The sequence below is a fragment of the Dysgonomonas reticulitermitis genome, assembly GCF_054601275.1.
The window spans coordinates 255,818-275,144 of sequence record NZ_BAAHWU010000002.1 but is presented as its reverse complement, the minus strand read 5'-3'; the positions used below and the strand labels follow the sequence as shown (position 1 = coordinate 275,144).

17 protein-coding genes and 2 rRNA genes are annotated in these 19,327 nt (G+C 42.3%); 11 read left to right on the top strand and 8 right to left on the bottom strand.

Annotated elements, in window-relative coordinates:
- The 4 genes from ACYPZI_RS02210 to ACYPZI_RS02195 all read left to right on the top strand — a co-directional run.
- A 23S ribosomal RNA gene (locus tag ACYPZI_RS02210) occupies nt 1-1,268 on the top strand; the annotation flags it as partial.
- A gap of 290 nt (nt 1,269-1,558) precedes the next feature.
- Nucleotides 1,559-1,669 (top strand): 5S ribosomal RNA (gene rrf, locus ACYPZI_RS02205).
- Between the two features lie 197 nt (nt 1,670-1,866).
- Nucleotides 1,867-3,186, top strand: coding sequence for a YihY/virulence factor BrkB family protein (locus ACYPZI_RS02200; RefSeq protein WP_459598150.1), 1,320 nt, complete (start codon nt 1,867-1,869; stop codon nt 3,184-3,186).
- Nucleotides 3,187-3,216: 30 nt separating this feature from the next.
- Complete coding sequence (locus tag ACYPZI_RS02195) at nt 3,217-4,590, top strand: MATE family efflux transporter (protein ID WP_459598148.1); 1,374 nt, start codon at nt 3,217-3,219, stop codon at nt 4,588-4,590.
- 177 nt (nt 4,591-4,767) lie between these two features.
- Here ACYPZI_RS02195 and ACYPZI_RS02190 read toward each other — a convergent pair whose 3' ends face one another.
- The 8 genes from ACYPZI_RS02190 to ACYPZI_RS02155 all read right to left on the bottom strand — a co-directional run bounded on the left by ACYPZI_RS02190 (nt 4,768) and on the right by ACYPZI_RS02155 (nt 11,900).
- Complete coding sequence (locus tag ACYPZI_RS02190) at nt 4,768-5,235, bottom strand: DUF4252 domain-containing protein (RefSeq protein ID WP_459598147.1); 468 nt, start codon at nt 5,233-5,235, stop codon at nt 4,768-4,770.
- Complete coding sequence (locus ACYPZI_RS02185; protein WP_459598145.1) at nt 5,232-5,813, bottom strand: hypothetical protein; 582 nt, start codon at nt 5,811-5,813, stop codon at nt 5,232-5,234. Before ACYPZI_RS02185 ends, ACYPZI_RS02190 begins: the two co-directional genes overlap by 4 nt.
- Complete coding sequence (locus ACYPZI_RS02180; protein WP_459598143.1) at nt 5,810-6,307, bottom strand: RNA polymerase sigma factor; 498 nt, start codon at nt 6,305-6,307, stop codon at nt 5,810-5,812. Before ACYPZI_RS02180 ends, ACYPZI_RS02185 begins: the two co-directional genes overlap by 4 nt.
- Nucleotides 6,307-6,792 (bottom strand): DUF4252 domain-containing protein, encoded by a 486-nt coding sequence (locus ACYPZI_RS02175; protein WP_459598141.1) that lies wholly within the window; start codon nt 6,790-6,792, stop codon nt 6,307-6,309. The genes ACYPZI_RS02180 and ACYPZI_RS02175 overlap by 1 nt, the downstream gene beginning before the upstream one ends.
- Nucleotides 6,793-6,831: 39 nt before the next feature.
- Nucleotides 6,832-7,299, bottom strand: coding sequence for a DUF4252 domain-containing protein (locus ACYPZI_RS02170; RefSeq protein ID WP_459598140.1), 468 nt, complete (start codon nt 7,297-7,299; stop codon nt 6,832-6,834).
- A 181-nt stretch (nt 7,300-7,480) separates the two neighbouring features.
- A complete protein-coding gene (locus ACYPZI_RS02165) occupies nt 7,481-7,693 on the bottom strand; it encodes a hypothetical protein (protein WP_459598138.1) in 213 nt (70 codons plus the stop codon).
- 67 nt (nt 7,694-7,760) lie between these two features.
- Nucleotides 7,761-8,372, bottom strand: coding sequence for a polysaccharide deacetylase family protein (locus ACYPZI_RS02160; protein ID WP_459598136.1), 612 nt, complete (start codon nt 8,370-8,372; stop codon nt 7,761-7,763).
- 51 nt (nt 8,373-8,423) lie between these two features.
- Nucleotides 8,424-11,900 (bottom strand): protein O-mannosyl-transferase family, encoded by a 3,477-nt coding sequence (locus ACYPZI_RS02155; protein WP_459598134.1) that lies wholly within the window; start codon nt 11,898-11,900, stop codon nt 8,424-8,426.
- 294 nt (nt 11,901-12,194) lie between these two features.
- Here ACYPZI_RS02155 and ACYPZI_RS02150 point away from each other — a divergent pair, with 294 nt between their 5' ends.
- The 7 genes from ACYPZI_RS02150 to ACYPZI_RS02120 all read left to right on the top strand — a co-directional run bounded on the left by ACYPZI_RS02150 (nt 12,195) and on the right by ACYPZI_RS02120 (nt 19,287).
- The gene (locus tag ACYPZI_RS02150) at nt 12,195-12,503 is read left to right on the top strand and encodes a DUF4286 family protein (RefSeq protein WP_459598132.1); all 309 of its coding nucleotides are present in this window, start codon (nt 12,195-12,197) and stop codon (nt 12,501-12,503) included.
- Between the two features lie 4 nt (nt 12,504-12,507).
- The gene (gene ruvC, locus ACYPZI_RS02145; protein WP_459598167.1) at nt 12,508-13,065 is read left to right on the top strand and encodes a crossover junction endodeoxyribonuclease RuvC; all 558 of its coding nucleotides are present in this window, start codon (nt 12,508-12,510) and stop codon (nt 13,063-13,065) included.
- Between the two features lie 93 nt (nt 13,066-13,158).
- Complete coding sequence (gene lipB / locus ACYPZI_RS02140) at nt 13,159-13,824, top strand: lipoyl(octanoyl) transferase LipB (protein ID WP_459598130.1); 666 nt, start codon at nt 13,159-13,161, stop codon at nt 13,822-13,824.
- A gap of 6 nt (nt 13,825-13,830) precedes the next feature.
- A complete protein-coding gene (locus ACYPZI_RS02135) occupies nt 13,831-14,586 on the top strand; it encodes an SDR family NAD(P)-dependent oxidoreductase (RefSeq protein WP_459598129.1) in 756 nt (251 codons plus the stop codon).
- A gap of 11 nt (nt 14,587-14,597) precedes the next feature.
- Nucleotides 14,598-14,900, top strand: a complete 303-nt coding sequence (locus ACYPZI_RS02130; protein WP_459598127.1) for a putative signal transducing protein — start codon at nt 14,598-14,600, stop codon at nt 14,898-14,900.
- A 130-nt stretch (nt 14,901-15,030) separates the two neighbouring features.
- Nucleotides 15,031-17,022 (top strand): DNA primase, encoded by a 1,992-nt coding sequence (gene dnaG, locus ACYPZI_RS02125; RefSeq protein ID WP_459598165.1) that lies wholly within the window; start codon nt 15,031-15,033, stop codon nt 17,020-17,022.
- Nucleotides 17,023-17,187: 165 nt separating this feature from the next.
- Entirely contained in the window at nt 17,188-19,287 is a 2,100-nt protein-coding gene (locus tag ACYPZI_RS02120) for a S9 family peptidase (RefSeq protein WP_459598125.1), read from the top strand.
- The last annotated feature ends 40 nt before the right edge of the window (nt 19,288-19,327 follow it).

The following is a 19,327-nucleotide window of genomic DNA, read 5'->3' as shown; positions in this document are numbered from 1 at the left end:
TAATCTTTAAAGCACCCGTACCACAAACGGACACACGTAGTCGGGTAGAATATACTAAGGCGCTCGAGCGATTCACAGTTAAGGAATTAGGCAAAATGACCCTGTAACTTCGGGATAAAGGGTGCCGGTTGAAAGGCCGGCCGCAGAGAATAGAAGAAGGCAACTGTTTATCAAAAACACATGGCTATGCAAATTTGGAAGAAGAAGTATATAGCCTGACACCTGCCCGGTGCTGGAAGGTTAAGAGGAGATGTCATCGCAAGAGAAGCATTGAATTGAAGCCCCAGTAAACGGCGGCCGTAACTATAACGGTCCTAAGGTAGCGAAATTCCTTGTCGGGTAAGTTCCGACCTGCACGAATGGTGTAATGATCTTCTTACTGTCTCAACTGTGATCTCGGTGAAATTGTAGTATCGGTGAAGATGCCGATTACCCGCGATGGGACGAAAAGACCCCGTGAACCTTTACTATAGCTTTACATTGACGTTGGGCACTTGATGTGTAGGATAGGCCGGAGGCAATGAAGCGGGTACGCCAGTACTCGTGGAGTCACCCTTGAAATACGGCCCTTTGATTGTTTGACGTCTAACTCGCTGAAGCGAGGACATTGTATGGTGGGTAGTTTGACTGGGGTGGTCGCCTCCAAAAGAGTAACGGAGGCTTCTAAAGGTGTGCTCAGGACGATTGGTAACCGTTCGCAGAGTGTAATGGTATAAGCACGCTTGACTGGGAGACCTACAAGTCGATCAGGTAGGAAACTAGAGCATAGTGATCCGGTGGTTTCAGTATGGAATGGCCATCGCTCAAAGGATAAAAGGTACTCCGGGGATAACAGGCTGATCATTCCCAAGAGCTCATATCGACGGAATGGTTTGGCACCTCGATGTCGGCTCGTCACATCCTGGGGCTGGAGTAGGTCCCAAGGGTTGGGCTGTTCGCCCATTAAAGTGGCACGCGAGCTGGGTTCAGAACGTCGTGAGACAGTTCGGTCTCTATCTATCGTGGGCGCGGGATATTTGCGGAGAACTGACACTAGTACGAGAGGACCGTGTCGGACGGACCCCTGGTCAACCGGTTGTTCCGCCAGGAGCATAGCCGGGTAGCTAAGTCCGGATCGGATAAGTGCTGAAAGCATCTAAGTACGAAGCCGGCTTCAAGATAAGATATCCTCACAAGGGTCGTTGTAGACTACAACGTCGATAGGCTGCAGGTGTAAAGGCGGTAACGTCATAGCCGAGCAGTACTAATTGCCCGAACGCTTTCAGGAGAAGTAGTAAGTAGTAAGTTGAAAGTAAAAAGTTAGCAGTATTTATACTCATAACTTTGGACTTATAACTTATAACTGAAAAAGAAAGAGGTTTGCTAGATTAGGTAAACGTAACCAATAATTGCTCTTTTACATCGTGTCTAACATATAAAGTAGTAAGTAGGCAGGAGTAAGTAGTAAGTAGGTAAATACATACCGACTACCGACTACCAACTACGAAATTAAGAATTAAGAATTAAGAATTAAGAATGAACACTAATCTTCATTATTCATTCTTCATTCAAAAGATATTCAGGTGGTTATAACACCGGGGTTCCACCTCTTCCCATTCCGAACAGAGAAGTTAAGCCCGGTCGTGCCGATGGTACTGCGTATAAGTGGGAGAGTAGGTTACCGCCGTTTTAAAAGGGAAGTCCCCGTACAGATAATGTATGGGGACTTCTTGCGTTGGGGGGTATCTTCCCGGAATTGAATTATTTGAATAGAGAGAAGATTAAGTTGTTCTGTTAAAATACTTTGAAACAAAATGTCATCTAAAAACGTTTCCTATCAAAGAACCAACTATCTTTGTCCTATATTTCGGATAGAAATACATTTGTATGATTGAAAAAATAAAAGCTTTTGTAAACAGAATTATCCGCTTCCTCACTTATGATATTTGGCGGATAAACAAGAAAGACCGCTCTTCCCGGAAGATTGGTTTTTATAATATTGTAAAGGCTTTTATCCTTGCTATACGAAGTATTGATGGGGGGCAGCTTTTTACACGTGCTTCAGCTCTTACATATAGTACCTTATTGTCTATTGTCCCTGGGTTAGCCGTATTGTTCGCTATTGCCAGAGGCTTCGGGTTTCAGAATATTGTGAAGAGTCAGTTGTTCAGCTATTTTGCCGGACAGGAAGAAATATTGAATAAGGCAACGGCTTTTATCGATAAATCTATTGAATATGCGCAGGGTGGAATTTTTCTGGGTATAGGTATTATCTTGTTACTTTATACTGTTATTAATCTATTATCGAATATTGAAGATAATTTCAATAAAATATGGCAGATAAAAGCCGGACGAACATATTTTCGCATGTTTACCGATTATCTGGCTTTGATAATTATCGCACCTGTATTCCTGATATGTAACGCAGGGGTGAATCTTTTACTGAGTACAACCGCCGAACAACAATATTTGCTGGGATTGGTCTTAGGCCCTTTCATGGAAGTTGTGCCTTTCCTGATAACAATTCTTTTATTTACTATCCTCTATGTATACATCCCGAATACAAAAGTACGATTTAGCAGTGCCCTGTTAGGCGGCATTTTTACGGGTGTCTGTTTTCAGGTATTTCAGATGCTATATATTGGTGGACAGATATGGATTTCGAAATATAATGCTATTTACGGTAGCTTCGCCGCCCTCCCGTTATTGCTCTTATGGTTACAGCTGACATGGTTTTTCGTTCTTTTCGGAGTGCAATTGTCGTTTGCCTTCCAGAATGTGAATAAATTTAGCTTCGAACAAGAAACTTCGAATATAAGCCGTCGTTACAAAGATTTTGTAACACTGATGATAATGACACTTATCGTGAAACGGTTCGAAAAAGGATATATTCCTTATACTGCCGATGAACTGTCGGAGCATTATAAGATACCTACCAAGCTGACAAGTGATACCCTCTTTTTCTTAGAAGAGGTTGGTTTATTGGTCGAAACCCCTTCCGAAAATACATTGGTACCTGCATACATACCCTCTCTCGATATTGGTCATATAACAGTAGCCTACATGTTTGAGAAAATAGACCGGCATGGCTCGGAAGATTTTATGATCGATACTGATATTGAATTTAACAGTGAGTGGGATACAATTCTGAAAATCAAAAATTTCAGCGAGCTGGAAAGCGGGAGAAAATTATTAAAAGATTTATAACCCGATGTATCTTAGCCTTCAACAAAAATAATGAAACAAGGTATACATAATCTTACGGAAGGGAATATATTCTCAACCCTTATAAAACTTGCGCTTCCTCTGATGGGAACCAGCTTCCTGCAAATGGCATATACACTGATGGCTATGTCGTGGGTGGGTAGGCTGGGCACAGCATCTCATCCCGAAATAGCAACCAAATCGGAAGCTGCCATCGGAGCTATCGGTATGCTTTTATGGCTGACTTCTTCGGTGGCATATCTGGCCATGATAGGCGCGGAAGTTGCCGTAGGGCAGTCGATCGGTGCAAAGAAGATGAAACGCGCGGCGATCTATGCCTCACATTCCACTACAATATCAATGATCCTGGCTGTGGCGTGGGTCTCCATATTATTTATTTTTGCCAATCAGATACTTTCATTTTTTAAACTTGAAGCCGGTATAACTGCCGATGCTGTTTTATATCTGCGGATACTTACTATCAGCCTGCCTTTTCAGTTCCTGTCTTATAACTTTACCGGAATATATAATGGGGGAGGACGTAGTATGGTTCCTTTCAAAAACAATGCTGCCGGATTGGTGTTGAACATGATTCTCGATCCGATATTGATGTTTACTATGGGATTAGGATTGCATGGAGCGGCGATAGGAACCGTCGTAGCGCAGTTATTTGTATTCCTGCTGTTCTTCTATCAGATCAAATATGGAAGTCGCATATTGGGTAATTTCTCGTTTTTTATAAAGCCAAAGGCTATATATCTCAAACGCATTTTCTTCTTGGGTGCTCCCGTTTCGCTGATGAATTCCTTATATGCCGTCATCAATATGAATCTGGCTCGTGTAGCGTCAATTCATGGCGGGCATCTGGGGCTTATGTCTCAGACTACAGGGGGACAGATAGAGGCTGTTACGTGGAATACTTCGCAAGGATTTTCTACAGCTCTCAGTGCATTTGTAGCGCAGAATTATGCTGCTAATAAGCTGGAAAGAGGGAAGAAGGCATATTTCTATACTATCAGGGTGATGCTTACTTTGGGCGTAATTGTCAGTATCAGTTTTATCCTGTTTGGCGCGCAGATATTCGGTATTATTGTTCCCGAAGAAAACGCGATGAAGGCAGGAGCCCAATATCTTTTTGTGATGGGGCTTGTACAAATATTTATGATGTTCGAGCTGACGACACAGGGTATGTTCAATGGTATAGGGCGAACGATAGAACCGGCTATCATCAGTATTACATTTAATGCCTTGCGTATCCCGTTGGCATACTTCCTTGCTTCACACATGGGCATAGTAGGTGTATGGTGGGCTATCGCTATTTCTACGGTGTGTAAAGGAATTATTTTGCCTCTGTGGTTCTCAGTAGTGTATCGACGGGTAAAAAAGCAAAGGCCGAAAATAGGGTAGGTCGGTAAACAGTAAACAGTGAACAGTTAGCAGTGAACAGTGAACAGTGAACAGTGAACAGTTAGCAGACTATTGGTTTGCCCCATCATATATTCGCATATCTTATAAAGTTTGTTTTTCAAGTAATGATAAAAAGTCTCAGATATGACATTTGCCATATCTGAAACTATATAATTTCTATTTTTTGTCGCCCATCACGCCTTGTATATCTTCCATCGTGAACGTCCCTACAATACGGATTATAGTACATTCGTTAGGATCGTTTATAACCATTATGAGATCCTTAAAACTGTCTCCTTTGTTTCTTTTGGCATAGAAAGTGATATGATCGTCTTTATCCTTTACGGTCATCAGCTCCTCGAACGACTTATCTGCTGAAATCTTCCCTGCTTCGGCTTTCATTAGCGTCGTCGCATTTTTGTTTTCACTGGAGTATATTTCCATTCTTTCCAGTTTGTTAGACAAGCTTTTGATATTGGCTCCGCCCATATTCATATTCCCGGCCATAGAAAGGAGTGCCTTAGAAATAAAGACCGTAGATATATCATTGTTCTTCGAAAACTTATCGAACATCTGATCTTGAGCCTGAACGGTGATTGCACCGATTATAATGGCCATTGCTATTAGTAATGCTTTTATTTTCATGATTCTTTATCTTTTTTCCGATTGAAAGCTTTATTTAGTATTTCATTAGTTTTTTCGATATTGGATGAAACAACAGCCAGTTGATTCACTCCCTTGTTAAATTTACTGGACAGCAGGATAAGAGCTTCCTCTGCTTCCTTTACCGCCTGTTTGTCTGCTTCCGACATATCTGCCTCGTCCGGTTGTTGCCGCGCCGCCACAGGCTCATCGGGAATTACTGTCGCCGGTTTATTGAAAAATATTCCCGCCGATATCAATATGGCCACACCCGCTACAGCACTGGCGACCCATGTCCACATTATTCTGCGATTATCCTGAGGTTTCAGTTTTACTTTCGATGCCTCTTTACTCTCTTCTCCGGCTAGCTCATCTACCAAGTTGTTCAGCTCCGATTCCAAAGATAAAGGCACATCCACCGGCTCTGCCTCATACATGGCCAGAAATATTGTTTGTTCATCCTTCAGCTCTTCTGCTACGTCTTCTCCTTTGAAGTAATCCGTCAAAATACGGTCTTCACCGGCACTGGTCTCCCCGTTGTAGAAGGCTTCGAGTAATATTTTTATATCATTTGTTTTCATCGCTGTCCGATTTTAATATATTGTTCCCGAATAGTTTTCCGGGCTCTTGATAATATAACTCTTATGTTTCCCGCGCTCAGGCCTGTTGCCTGCTCGATCTCCTCGTCCGAATAATCGTCCCAATGTTTCATCATCATCACCTGCCGTTGCTGATCGGGCAGTTTGTTTATCAGATACTTTATTTTTTCGGCTTCGTCCTGCAGTTCTATTTGTTTCGACAAGGAAGCCGTTTCGGGCATATCCGTGTCATAGTCCGTGTAACGGTCGTTCTTTGTTTTCCGCAAATGGTCGAGGCTCGTGTTTCGCAAGATGATAATAGCGAAAGCTTCGGTATTATCTACGTTTTCCATCTCGTCACGCTTGTTCCAAAGTTTAATAAATGTATCTTGCACTATGTCTTCGGCACTGGCAGCATCCTGCACTATCCGGTAAGCAATTCTGTATAATTTCTGATGATATGGGATGAATACTTTTTTAAAAGTTTCCGCATCCATCAGTTATCATTATCTTTTTGCTGCTCCTTAACGATATTTGCTAAATCATCTATCGTAAATTTGCCGCTCAACTTCACAAAAACCACAGCATTGCCGCCGGCTACGCAGATGTAAACATCTTTATTCTCATCTTCGCCCTTACCCGACAAGATGGAAACCCTGTTGTTTTCCTTTTTCACTGTTACCAACGGTTCGTAAATACCGCTCGTTTCAGCTCCGGTTATCCCTTCCTGTATTTTGTCATTTACATCTTGAGGGCAATTTTGTACGATAACGGCTATTACAGAATCTGCTTTGCTCATGAAATCAGGCATCTTATCTTTTTGCGATTCGGGTATTGAGTTACTCAACATAGCCTTATCCATCACTTGCCTTTGTGCACCTTCTATCTTGGCCAAATCGGCCATCAATTTATCTAAATCCTGAGCCATAGCCACTTGCCCAAAGGCTAATACTAGTACTAGAGAGAGAATAATTCTTTTCATAATGTCTGATTGTGATTGTGTTTACTTATAATATTTTAATTAATTGTATTTGTCTACCAGCCCGGAGACATCTTTCTCCTTAATTTCCCCCGAAAGCTTCACGATTGCAGGTTCCTTATCGTCCATACATAATATCACCAAATCGCTGATTACGTCTTTCTTCTTTTTCATCATGATACGCACATTGTCTCCTTTATCTTTAACCATGATCAATGTTTCGTATCCGTCGCCATCTTTCAGGCTGTTTATTTGATTTACAAAATCCTGTTTTACTCTCGCGTCACAGTCCGAAAGATCATAAACCTCCAATGAATGAATACCTCGTGCAACCGGTGTATTACCCACGCCTCCAAACATTTTACCCAGACTCATCATAAAGCGGCCGATTTTCACCTTATCGATATTTTCTGTATTCGAAACATTTTTCAAAAACCTTTCCACACTTTGGGCATAACTCATTTGCCCGATGGCTAATGCTAAAATTAAGCAAAGTAAATATTTTTTCATAGCTGTATTTTTTGTCTTAATTAATAATTTAAAATCGTCCGATGTGCGCTATCATCTTGCGTTCAATTATTAAGACGGAACAGCCTGAATGTTTGTTACAACTTTCTTATATAAATTATGTGAATCAGTAGTTGAACGTTTTCATTCAACAGGAATAGCATTAACTACTGATTGGCATAAATTATATTTCAAGATCGAATAAGGGGGGGAGTTCTTCTTTTTGTGCCTCCGGACGAAGTGTCTTCCGGCGGCCTTCTGCCAAAACCGGATCTTTCGACTGCTTCTTCTCCTGCGTTGGAGGTTCGTATATGTATACGTGCCCGCTCTTATAGGATTTTATATAATCACCGGTATATGTTTTCTTATACGAGATATTCGAATAGTTTTGCCCCATAGCTTTAGTTTTAATATGCTAAAGATATGGAAATTTTGAAGAAATAAGGTAGAGAATAAGAATGTCTTTACAGCAGACTGAAAGTATAACCCTGTCCCAAAAGCCAATCGATACTACGGGGTAAAGCTTCTTTCATATTTGTTTCGGCCTTCAACGAGTCGTGAAAGACTATAACCGAGCCATCTCGTGCATATTTCTTCACGTTGTTGAATACTTCATCCGGATTCATCAACTTACTATAGTCACGGGTCACGACATCCCACATAACTATTTTATAATAACGGCTCAGCACCCAAAACTGAGAAACGCGCATATGTCCGTGAGGCGGACGAAACAGGTCTGAATCGATATATTCCGAAGCAAGTTTGGTGTTTGCCAAATATCTTTTCGAAAAAGTTCGTATTCCCTGTATATGGTTGAAAGTATGATTACCTACACGATGCCCTCTGTCGAGTAGCATTTGGTATATATCGGGATGCTTGCGTACATTATCGCCTACGCAAAAGAAAGTAGCCTTAATGTCATATTTATCCAATAAATCTAACACCCAAGGGGTTATCTCGGGGATAGGGCCATCATCAAATGTCAGATAGATTGTTTTCTTGCCTTTAACAGGTCGCCGCCAAAGGGCTCCGGGAAAGAGCCAGCGGTATAGTTTAGGGGGTCGTTCTATTAGCATAACAACATGAGAAGCAGGCGAATAATAGAGAAATCCGCCTGCCCGTATGTTTTAATTTGGTTGTGAATATCTTCTTAAAAGTTCAGGTGCATATTTTTGCATCAATTCGCCTATACGTTCAGCATTTGCATGCTCTTCTTTTTCAATAACAGAATCTTCTCCGGCCAGATAAAATCCTCTCATCGAAATACGCATCAGGTAATCGAGAGGATGGTTTCTAGGATTGAAGCTAACACCGTTACGTAAGAATGTCTCGGCACGCAATGTCAACGTATTAAGAAGTTCTTTATATTTAGCTCTATCGTAGCGCTGATAGGTATCCAAGACTTGTACTTCCGTATCGAAGTAGCCCCTGATATCTGCACTCGAATTTACCATATCATTCTGTTTCATACTCAAGTACCAATTCAGGGCACCTTCTGTACGGTACATAATTTCATCTATTATCTTCTGTGCTTTCTCAGGGTGTCCCAGCTGATAATATGCATCCGCATATCCGACCGACTCGCCACTACGCGGAATCGTATTTCCGGGAAGCACTTCTATACATCTGTCGAGAGCAATCAATGCCTTATCATTCTTGCCTTCGCGTAAAAGAGCTGTGATAAGATCACCGAATATCACGCGGAAAGTGCGGCACATTTTCAGGTTGTTTTCATCCAGATATACTTTAGGATTCTCTACTCCACCCCACTTGTATTTGTTGACCAGATTATCGAACATAACATCAGTGTTTACACCTGTACTGTCTATTTTACCCGGAGTAATGCGATATATAATACCTTCCTGAGTAGAATGATTATCCAGTTTCAACGGTGGCTCGCCAATGGTCAGAGCGTAATAGATAGGACGTTTCCAGTCATCCTTATTGATATTGTTCAACATTTCCAGAATCATAATCTCCTGTCGGTATATACCGCCCGATTTGTTAGCGCTCAGGTCGAACAATAGTTCAGAAGCCGGACTTGTACCCAATGCTTTCCAATCTACTTTCGATTGATCGATAGGCATTTTCAATACATTTCCCGGAAGAATAACACCTTTCTCTATTCCGAACGGATTGTGAGGCGCATAATTATCTTTTGTTTTCAGTATTTCCAATGCATCGTCCAACATCAATGTATCTTTATACACAGCCGTGTCGTAAAAATCCGAGAAGTTGATCCGATTGAGGAAAGAAGCTCCATCTTTAGAGTTTTGATACTCTCTTTTTACAGCATTTTCTATATCGCTCTTCGACAATACGTATGCCGATTGACCTTTTGATCCCTGATAACGGTCTTCTGTCCACGAAATAGGCAGAGGCGATGAGTCATATGCCTGACGGCGCATCTGATCTACATACCAGTCTGTTTGCAGGTAGCTTAGGTTGCTCACGCGCACATCTGTACGGAAACCCTCTACTTCCTGGGAATACCATAACGGGAATGTATCGTTGTCGCCCATTGTAAACAGAATACTGTTAGGCTCGCAACCCCGCAGGTAATTCTCTCCAAAGTCGCGCATAGTATATCTGTCCGAGCGATCGTGATCGTCCCAGTTCTGGCTAGCCATTTGCACAGGGATTATCAAAGCCAGTCCTGTAGCAAGAGCCGCAGATACAGTGCTTGGCAATTTCTTGCTGAACAGGTTCCACAAGAATGCCACACCGAAGCCTATCCATATACAGAACGCGTAGAACGACCCGGCATAGGCGTAGTCACGCTCGCGCGGCTCGAACGGTTGCTGATTCAGATATATAATAATGGCAAGACCTGTCATAAAGAATAGCATGAAGGTGACAAGGAACTGCTGTTCACCTTTTTTCCCTCTTGTCAACTGGTACACAATGCCGAGAATACCAAGTATCAGCGGTAACATATAATACACATTATGCCCTTTATTTTCAAGAATGTCCGGCGGAAGATTATTCTGAGGACCGCGTCCAAGCAATTCGTCTACAAATCCGATTCCGGTAATCCAGTTGCCGTTGCTAAGGCCTCCGTTCGCCTGTACATCGTTTTGGCGACCCGAAAAGTTCCACATAAAGTAGCGGAAGTACATAAAGTCCAGCTGATAGCTAAAGAAGAATTTCAGGTTCTCAAACATTGTAGGGGGCACTGATGTATCTTTAATATCTGCCCATATCTGATAGCCCAGCAGATGCCTTTGTTCGGTAGAATACATACGGGGAAGCAACATGGTGTTGTTCACTCCGTATGTAGGGATAGTGCTAACCACTACATATTTGTCTTTTTCGTCCGGCGATTTTTTTACCACCTTGTCGTAGCTTAGCTTTTCGCTTTCAGGAGGGGCTAAACGTCCTGTCGAAGGGTCTCTCTTCTCCGTTGAAGCATATGTCCTGCCATAGAATAATGGTCTGTCGCCATACTGTTCACGGTTGAGGTAACTGCCCAGCGTAAATACATTTTCAGGCGAATTCTGATCCATCGGCGTATTGGCTATGGAACGGATAGGAATAAGAGCAAAAGATGAGTACCCTATCAAAATAACCATCAGACACAAAACGATTGTATTCAACAGTCTCGGCGTAATACCTTTATATTTGAATAAAAATACGAAGAGACCTGCAATAAGCAACACCCACAAGAAGGCATTCGAACTAATAATAGCCGCGCCACTTAAAACAAGAGATACAGCAGTCGCTATTTTGGCACGGGTCATATTTCCTTTTTTCGACAAGGTTTCATATAATGCCCATACGATAGATATAACCATTATTAATATATAGGTCAATGCTCCCGAATTGTAAGAGAAGCCTAAGCTATTCACAAAGAACATTTCGAACCAGCCTCCCACTTGTGTAAAGCCCGGAATGATACCGTACATCAATACCACGATCAGGAAAACAGATCCGGCTAAAGCAAGCAATAAGCCTTTCCATGTTACGTCTTTTGCTTTTTTGAAGTAATAGACCAAGACAATTGCCGGTATACAAAGCAAGTTAAGCAAATGGACACCGATAGACAAGCCCATGGCATAAGCTATCAGCACCAACCATTTGTCAGAACCCGGCTGACCGGCGCGGTTTTCCCATTTCAGTATCAACCAGAATACTAAGGCCGTAAACATAGAAGAGTAGGCGTAAACCTCACCTTCGACAGCCGAAAACCAGAACGTATCGGTAAATGTATAAGTAAGGGCTCCTACCAAACCGCTACCCATGATAGCGATAAGTTGTCCCATTGTCATTTCTTTAGAAGAATCGGTATATATCAGCTTCTTTGCCAGATGGGTTATTGTCCAGAAGAGGAACAGGATAGTCAGGGCGCTGAGCAAAGCCGACATACTGTTGACCATCGATGCAACTTGCGTAGGATCGGAGGCAAACAGCGTGAAAAACTTTCCTGTAATCATAAAAAACGGAGCGCCGGGCGGATGTCCTACCTCCAATTTATATGCTGACGAAATGAACTCTCCACAATCCCAGAAACTGGCTGTCGGTTCAATTGTCATAAGGTAAACAACCGCGGCTACTGCAAAACTAAACCAGCCTAGAGTATTGTTTATCAGGTTGTATTTTTTCATAATGAAACAGGTAATTGAATTAATTCTGTTTGAATGACAAGTTATCTCTTTGAAATATTTGGGTGCAAAGATAGTTAAAACACTGAGATATTTGTTTCACGATGCTTTGTTTTTGCCTGTCAAATTCAAAAACTTCTTAAAATTCAAGGAAGTACCTTCCATTTCTTGATTGAGGTGATGCAAGATACCTCCTGCGTCAGGGTGACAAACAACACTTGATAAAGCTTGCAACAATGATAAATTCCATAACCGAAACCGCCAAACTTTTCGTATTTTTGTATAAAATTACTTACAATGATTATTTTCAATACCACCTTTCATGTAGAAGATGATGTGCTCAACGATTACATCAATTTCATGAAAGAGACATATATCGTAAGAGCTGCAAGCAGCGGCTTCCTCCACGAGCCCCGTTTTGCCCGCATACACGCGCGGCATGAAGAAAGCGGCAGCAGTTACTCACTTCAGTTCAGCGTAAAAAATGTGGAAACACTCAACCATTGGTTTTCCTCCGAAGGAGAAATTTTGCAAGGAGAGCTGGCTTCACGATTCGGCGACAAGGCTCTTGGTTTTGTAACCCTGCTCGAAGAAATAGAATTATAGAATGCTGGAAAAAGAAAGGATCATACTTGGCATAGACCCTGGTACACAGGTGATGGGGTACGGCGTATTGCGAGTAGTCAACAATAAACCCGAATTGCTGGCAATGGGTATATTGCAACTAAGCAAATATGACGATCACTATCTGAAACTTCGCCGGATTTTTGAACGCATCATCAGCCTGATCGATGAATATCTTCCCGACGAATTGGCTATCGAAGCGCCCTTTTTCGGAAAGAATGTGCAAAGTATGCTCAAGTTGGGACGTGCGCAAGGGGTAGCTATGGCGGCTGCTTTGTCGCGCGATATTCCCATTTTTGAATACGCTCCGCTGAAAATAAAGATGTCGATTACCGGAAACGGACGCGCGGCTAAAGAGCAGGTCGCCTATATGTTGCAACATTTCCTGAAGATACCGGACGAGAATATGCTTCCCCAGATGGATGCAACCGATGGACTGGCAGCTGCGGTTTGCCATTACTTTCAAACGAACAACCCGTCTGCCGGCAAAAAGTTTACCGGTTGGAAAGATTATATCAATAAAAATCCGGGAAAAGTCAAATGAAAATTCGGAAATTCGGAAATTTGAAAATTTGAAAATAAAAAATGCCAGTAAACCGGTAAGTTCTCATACTGCCAACTACTAACTACTAAAATTATGATATACGAAGATCTGAAAAACATAGAATACGGGCATGCCTGGGAATATCAGCAAAAGCTATTCACCGAAGCTCTGGATATGAAAGATAAAGGGCCGTATGCAAAAAACACGCTATTATTCTGCGAACATCCTCATGTTATCACCATCGGAAAACATGGTAAAGAGGAGAACCTTCTTTTTCAGGAAGCCCTGCTTAAAGAAAAGGGCGTTTCACTTTTCCAGATCGATCGTGGAGGCGATGTCACCTATCACGGTCCCGGGCAACTGGTGGGCTATCCGATCTTCGACCTCGAAACGTTCGGTATCGGGCTCAGGCAGTACATCTATAATTTAGAGGATATTATTATCCGTTTTTTAAAAGGATATACTATTCACGCCGAAAGGCTGGAGGGTGCAGCCGGTGTGTGGCTGGATACAGCCGTACCTTCGCGTACCCGGAAAATTGCGGCAATCGGCGTCCGCAGCAGCCGGTTTGTAACTATGCACGGCTTTGCGCTGAACCTGAATACTGATCTTTCTTATTTTTCCCTCATCAATCCTTGCGGTTTCATCGATAAAGGCGTAACTTCACTGCAACAAGAGTTAGGGCATCCCGTAGATATGGACGAAGCCAAACTGAAAATGAGAGAATTATTTGAAGAAGTTTTTATAGAGAATAAATAAGAAATTATGCAAACAGACATACAAGACAGAATCGTTTTTGTTACAGGTGGAGCCAACGGTATTGGCAGGTCCATTGTAACTACTTTTTGCCAACACGGGGCAGATGTCGTATTTTGCGATACAGACGAAGACGCAGGAGAACAGCTATGCAAAGAGCTACAAGATTACCGGTGTACATTCTATCGTATCGATGTCGCCGACAAAGCGGCTTTGGAAAAAGTTGTCACGGACATTTTCGTTAAGAAAGGAAATATCGATATCATTATCAACAATGTCGGTATCAGCCGGTTTGGAGATATTCTCGACATCTCGGTCGAAGATTTCGAAAATGTATTGGATATAAATCTGCGGTCGGTTTTCATCACCTCCAAGTTGCTGGCAAAGTTCCGTTCCGAAAACGAAGACCTGAACAAATACGGACGCATTATCAATATGGCATCGACCCGCCATCAGATGAGCGAGCCCGACTCGGAAGCATATGCAGCGTCTAAGGGTGGTATCGTTTCGCTAACACATGCTCTGGCTATCTCGCTAAGCAAATATAATATTACGGTAAATTGTATCAGTCCGGGTTGGATAGATACCGGGCACTACGAAATAAGAGAGGAAGATCACAAGCAGCACCCTTCGAACAGGGTTGGTGTGCCAAAAGATATTACACGTGCCTGCTTCTTCCTTTGCGATCCTGAAAACAATTTCATCAACGGACAAAACATCGTAATAGACGGTGGTATGACAAAGAAAATGATTTACGAAGAATAAATTCAGTTTGTATGGAACTAGTTACAGTTAAAACATCGCAAGATTACAATCATCTGGCTATCGCAATGACGTATTTAGAAGCCAATGGTATTTCATGTACCCTCAAAGATGAATATACAAGCCAGGTCTATTCATATACCTATGCCGTAGGAGGCATCAAATTGCAAGTACAGGAAGAAGATGCTCTACGAGCCATAGAGCTCCTGATAGAAGGAGGCTTTGCCACAAAAGAAGATTACGAAATATCCGAGTCTACCAAGCAGGTAGTCAGGGTTGTAGAGAAAATACAGTCATTCTTTGGAAAGAAAAAGTAACAAACCTCTACAGTCAACAGTCAACAGTAAGTTCGCGCCAACCATCGGTAACAGGAGCGCAGCGTATGTAATTGGCACATTTTCAAATTGGCACATTTTCAAATTTTCAAATTCGTATACGCATAATCGCATGATAGATCAGATAACCATAGATAAAATAATGGATGCCGCACAAATAGTGGATGTGGTATCCCAATATGTCACCCTCAAGCGGCGAGGAATAAACTATGTGGGATTGTGCCCTTTTCATAGCGACAAAACACCATCGTTTTACGTCTCTCCCGCCAAAAACATTTGCAAGTGCTTTGCCTGTGGCGAAGGAGGTACGGCTGTACACTTCATTATGAAGCACGAACAGTTGACATACTACGACGCACTAAAATTCCTTGCAAAAAAATACGGCATCGAAGTGCAAGAGCGCGAACTGACAGACGAACAGAAGAAAGCTCATAACGAACGCGAGAGCCTTTTTATTCTCAATGACTATGCCCGCGATTATTTTGTAAATACATTGCATGAACATCTCGAAGGGAAATCGGTCGGTTTGAGTTACTTCAGGGAAAGGGGTTTCAGGGAAGATATTATAAAAAAATTCCAACTCGGTTATAGCCTCGAACAATGGGATGCTTTTTCACAAAATGCATTAAAGGCAGGTTACAAGGAAGAATTTCTGACAAAAACCGGACTGTCTATCAAAAACGAGCACAACAACCAGCTGATCGACCGCTTTCGGGGACGCATCATGTTTCCGGTACATACCCTGTCGGGAAAAGTCATCGCTTTCGGCGGCCGCGTATTGAAGAAAGTAGAAAATACGGGTAAGTATGTAAATTCGCCGGAAAGCGAAATCTATCATAAAGGAAACGAACTATACGGCATATATTTCGCTAAGCAAGCCATAACCAAAGCTGATTGTTGTTATCTGGTAGAAGGTTATACCGATGTTATTTCGATGCATCAGGCCGGGATAGAAAATGTTGTGGCCTCGTCGGGAACGGCTCTTACAAATGGACAAATCAGGCTGATACACCGCTTTACTAACAATGTTACGGTAATCTACGACGGCGATGCCGCAGGTATAAAAGCCGCACTGAGAGGGATAGACTTGTTGCTGGAAGAGGGTATAAACATCAAAGTCATCCTGTTACCCGATGGTGAAGACCCCGATTCGTTCGCCCGTAAACAGAATGCCGAATCGCTGTCGAAATACATCAAAAACAATGAAGTCGATTTCATCCGCTTCAAGACAAAACTATTGCTCGACGAAGCCGGAAATGATCCTATAAAAAGGGCGTCGCTGATATCAGACATCGTAAACAGTATATCTGTTATACCCGACAATATTATACGTGCGGTATACATCAAAGATTGCAGTATCCTGCTCGATGTAGATGAACGCATATTGGTGCAGGAGGTGAACAAAAAACGTCTTGCCTATCTGGAAAAACAGCCCGTTCCGAAAATAGAACCGGAATTGTCGGCAGTAAATAACGATCTGTCGCAACCCACTGTAAGCAATACCAAAGCCGTTGTAAAAAAGACAGCGATCGATAAATTCGAACTTGCGATCCTGTACTACATAGTCCGCTTTGGAAAAGAGCCGCTGCTGGAAGAAGGACAGGAGGTAAGCAGTGATTCGATGACGGTTATAGACTATGTGAAGTTCGATTTGGAACGGGATGGCATGTGGTTCTCACACCCGCTTTATACTCAAATGCTAGAGGATGCAATAGCGCATGCCCATGAAGAGACCTTTATTCCGAGCCGTTTCTTTTTGGCACATCCCGATCAGCAAATAAGTAAAATAGCAGCGGAACTGCTCGGAGACAGGTATCAATTAAGTAAGGTTCATACGAAACAATTCGGTGAAAACGCCAAACAGGACGATACTCCTATGGCAGAAGGAAAACATCTGTTAAAGAATGTTCCCCGTGTACTGACAGAACTGAAAGACGCCCATATAACTAAACGCATAAAAGATATAAAGGAAGAGATGGAGCAAAAGCAAAAGGCCGGCGATTGGGACGCTGCCATCGACCTGATGCGCCGGATAAAAGATTTCGAAGATATAAAAAAGGCGTTGGCAAAAGCACTCGGAGAGCGCATTATCCTGAGATGGTAGATCGGATACTATTTACTTTATAACCCGGTATTTGGTATCGCAATATTTTTATTTTTATATTCCGGATACTTTGACAATTTAAATGATCTATCTACATTTGATGTGAATAAAATTATAAAGCCTATGAAAAAGTCGATAATTTACATTTTAAGTCTATTTTTATTTATGGCGTGTACAACAAACAATAAGAGCGTGTTCCAAAAAGCGACCGCTCCCATAGCTGAGAAAAAAGAGCATCTACGCATTATCCACGGAGATACTGTTGTCGATAACTACTACTGGATGTATGACTATTTTGGTAAAGGTCCCGATAGTACGCAAGTAGTGAACTACCTGAAAGCCGAAAATGCCTATCTTGATACAGTCATGGGTAACACTGTCGAATTCCAGAACAACCTGTTTTCAGAAATGAAAAACAGGATAAAAGAAAAAGATGAAAGCGTGCCTGTGTTCCGGAATGGGTATTTCTATTACTCACGTACCGATGAGGGTAAGGAATATTACAAATATTGCCGGAAAAAGGGTAGCCTCGAAGCTGCCGAAGAAATACTTCTCGATGTAGACAAAATGGCTGAAGGACATTCTTACTATAATATTGGGGGTGTGTCGTTCAGCGACGACAATAAACTGATGGCATATGGTGTAGATGAAGTGAGCCGCAGGCAATATACGATTTATTTTAAAAATCTGGAAACAGGTGAGATTTATAAAGAAACCATTCCAAATACAAGCGGAGGTTCGGTATGGGCTGGCGATAATAAAACTATATTTTATACTTCTAAAAATCCGGTTACGCTACTTGGCGAAAAGATCAAACGTCATGTGTTAGGTACAGATCCTGCATCGGATGTTACGGTGTATGAAGAAAAAGACAAAAGCAACTATATTGGCGTTGGCAAAACAAAGAATAAGAAATATATTTTCGTTCAGTCGCGAGCGACAATGTCTTCCGAAACCTTCTTTATCGAAGCCGATAAACCGGCATCTGCATTTAAGTCTTTCCAACCCCGTATGAAAGATGTATTGTATGATATAACTCCATTGGAAGATAAGTTCCTGATCCTTACAAATAAGGATGCTCAGAATTTCCGGATCATGGAATGTCCGTTGGATAAGACCGGAGTCGAAAACTGGAAAGAATACATTCCGCATCGAGCCGATGTTTTGATAGAAAGCATCGACGAGTTTAAAGACTTCATCGTTATCGAAGAACGTAAGGAAGGGTTGGTGCAATTACGCATTCGTCAGCTGAAAGACGGAAGCGAACATTATATCGATTTCGGTGAACCTACCTATATGGCATATACTTCTTCCAATCCGGAGTACGACACCAATATCGTGCGTTATGGCTATACCTCGATGACTACTCCGTCTTCGACATTCGATTACAACATGGTATCGCATGAAAAGACGTTGAAGAAGGAACAGGAAGTAGTCGGCGGCTACAATAAAGAGGATTATCAGACCGAAAGGCTTTACGCTACGGCAAAAGATGGTACACGGGTACCGATCTCGCTGGTGTATAAAAAAGGAATGAAAAAAGATGACGGCTCGTCTCCATTGCTTCTGTACGGTTATGGAAGTTATGGCGCCAGTATGGATGCAGGTTTCAGCAGCAATCGCCTTAGCTTGTTGAACAGAGGCTTTATTTTTGCGATTGCCCATATACGGGGCGGTCAGGAAATGGGACGTCAGTGGTATGAAGATGGAAAGCTGCAAAAGAAGATCAATACATTCACCGACTTTATCGATTGCGGCGAGTTCCTTGTCAAAGAAAAATATACCGGCAAAGAACACTTGTATGCTCAGGGCGGCAGTGCCGGAGGCTTGCTCGTAGGCGCAATAGTCAATATGCGACCCGATCTGTGGCATGGCGTTATAGCCGGCGTTCCGTTTGTGGATGTGGTAAATACCATGTTGGACGAAAGCATTCCGTTGACAACAAACGAGTTTGACGAATGGGGTAATCCGAAAGACAAGGACGCTTATTTCTATATGAAGAGCTATAGCCCTTACGAAAATGTAGAAAAGAAAGCCTACCCGAATATGTTGGTTTCGACAGGGCTTCACGATAGTCAGGTGCAGTATTTCGAACCTGCCAAATGGGTGGCTAAACTAAGGGATATGAAAACCGATGATAATATCCTTTTATTGAAAACCAATATGGAATTTGGTCACGGAGGAGCCAGCGGACGGTTCGACTATCTGAAGGACATTGCTCTCAACTATGTTTTCCTGCTTGGACTGGAAGGAATAGATAAATGATATATTGGCAAAGGAGGCTTATCCGACATTTGGGATAGCC

Coding starts and splice junctions, on each gene's coding strand:
- ACYPZI_RS02150 (WP_459598132.1), top strand. CDS start 12,195: ATGATTATTTTCAATACCACCTTTCATGTAGAAGATGATGTGCTCAAC.
- ACYPZI_RS02170 (WP_459598140.1), bottom strand. CDS start 7,299: ATGAAAAAATATTTACTTTGCTTAATTTTAGCATTAGCCATCGGGCAA.
- ACYPZI_RS02120 (WP_459598125.1), top strand. CDS start 17,188: ATGGCGTGTACAACAAACAATAAGAGCGTGTTCCAAAAAGCGACCGCT.
- ACYPZI_RS02165 (WP_459598138.1), bottom strand. CDS start 7,693: ATGGGGCAAAACTATTCGAATATCTCGTATAAGAAAACATATACCGGT.
- ACYPZI_RS02155 (WP_459598134.1), bottom strand. CDS start 11,900: ATGAAAAAATACAACCTGATAAACAATACTCTAGGCTGGTTTAGTTTT.
- dnaG (WP_459598165.1), top strand. CDS start 15,031: ATGATAGATCAGATAACCATAGATAAAATAATGGATGCCGCACAAATA.
- ACYPZI_RS02175 (WP_459598141.1), bottom strand. CDS start 6,792: ATGAAAAGAATTATTCTCTCTCTAGTACTAGTATTAGCCTTTGGGCAA.
- ACYPZI_RS02130 (WP_459598127.1), top strand. CDS start 14,598: ATGGAACTAGTTACAGTTAAAACATCGCAAGATTACAATCATCTGGCT.
- ACYPZI_RS02135 (WP_459598129.1), top strand. CDS start 13,831: ATGCAAACAGACATACAAGACAGAATCGTTTTTGTTACAGGTGGAGCC.
- ACYPZI_RS02190 (WP_459598147.1), bottom strand. CDS start 5,235: ATGAAAATAAAAGCATTACTAATAGCAATGGCCATTATAATCGGTGCA.
- ACYPZI_RS02195 (WP_459598148.1), top strand. CDS start 3,217: ATGAAACAAGGTATACATAATCTTACGGAAGGGAATATATTCTCAACC.
- ACYPZI_RS02200 (WP_459598150.1), top strand. CDS start 1,867: ATGATTGAAAAAATAAAAGCTTTTGTAAACAGAATTATCCGCTTCCTC.
- ACYPZI_RS02160 (WP_459598136.1), bottom strand. CDS start 8,372: ATGCTAATAGAACGACCCCCTAAACTATACCGCTGGCTCTTTCCCGGA.
- ACYPZI_RS02185 (WP_459598145.1), bottom strand. CDS start 5,813: ATGAAAACAAATGATATAAAAATATTACTCGAAGCCTTCTACAACGGG.
- ACYPZI_RS02180 (WP_459598143.1), bottom strand. CDS start 6,307: ATGGATGCGGAAACTTTTAAAAAAGTATTCATCCCATATCATCAGAAA.
- lipB (WP_459598130.1), top strand. CDS start 13,159: ATGATATACGAAGATCTGAAAAACATAGAATACGGGCATGCCTGGGAA.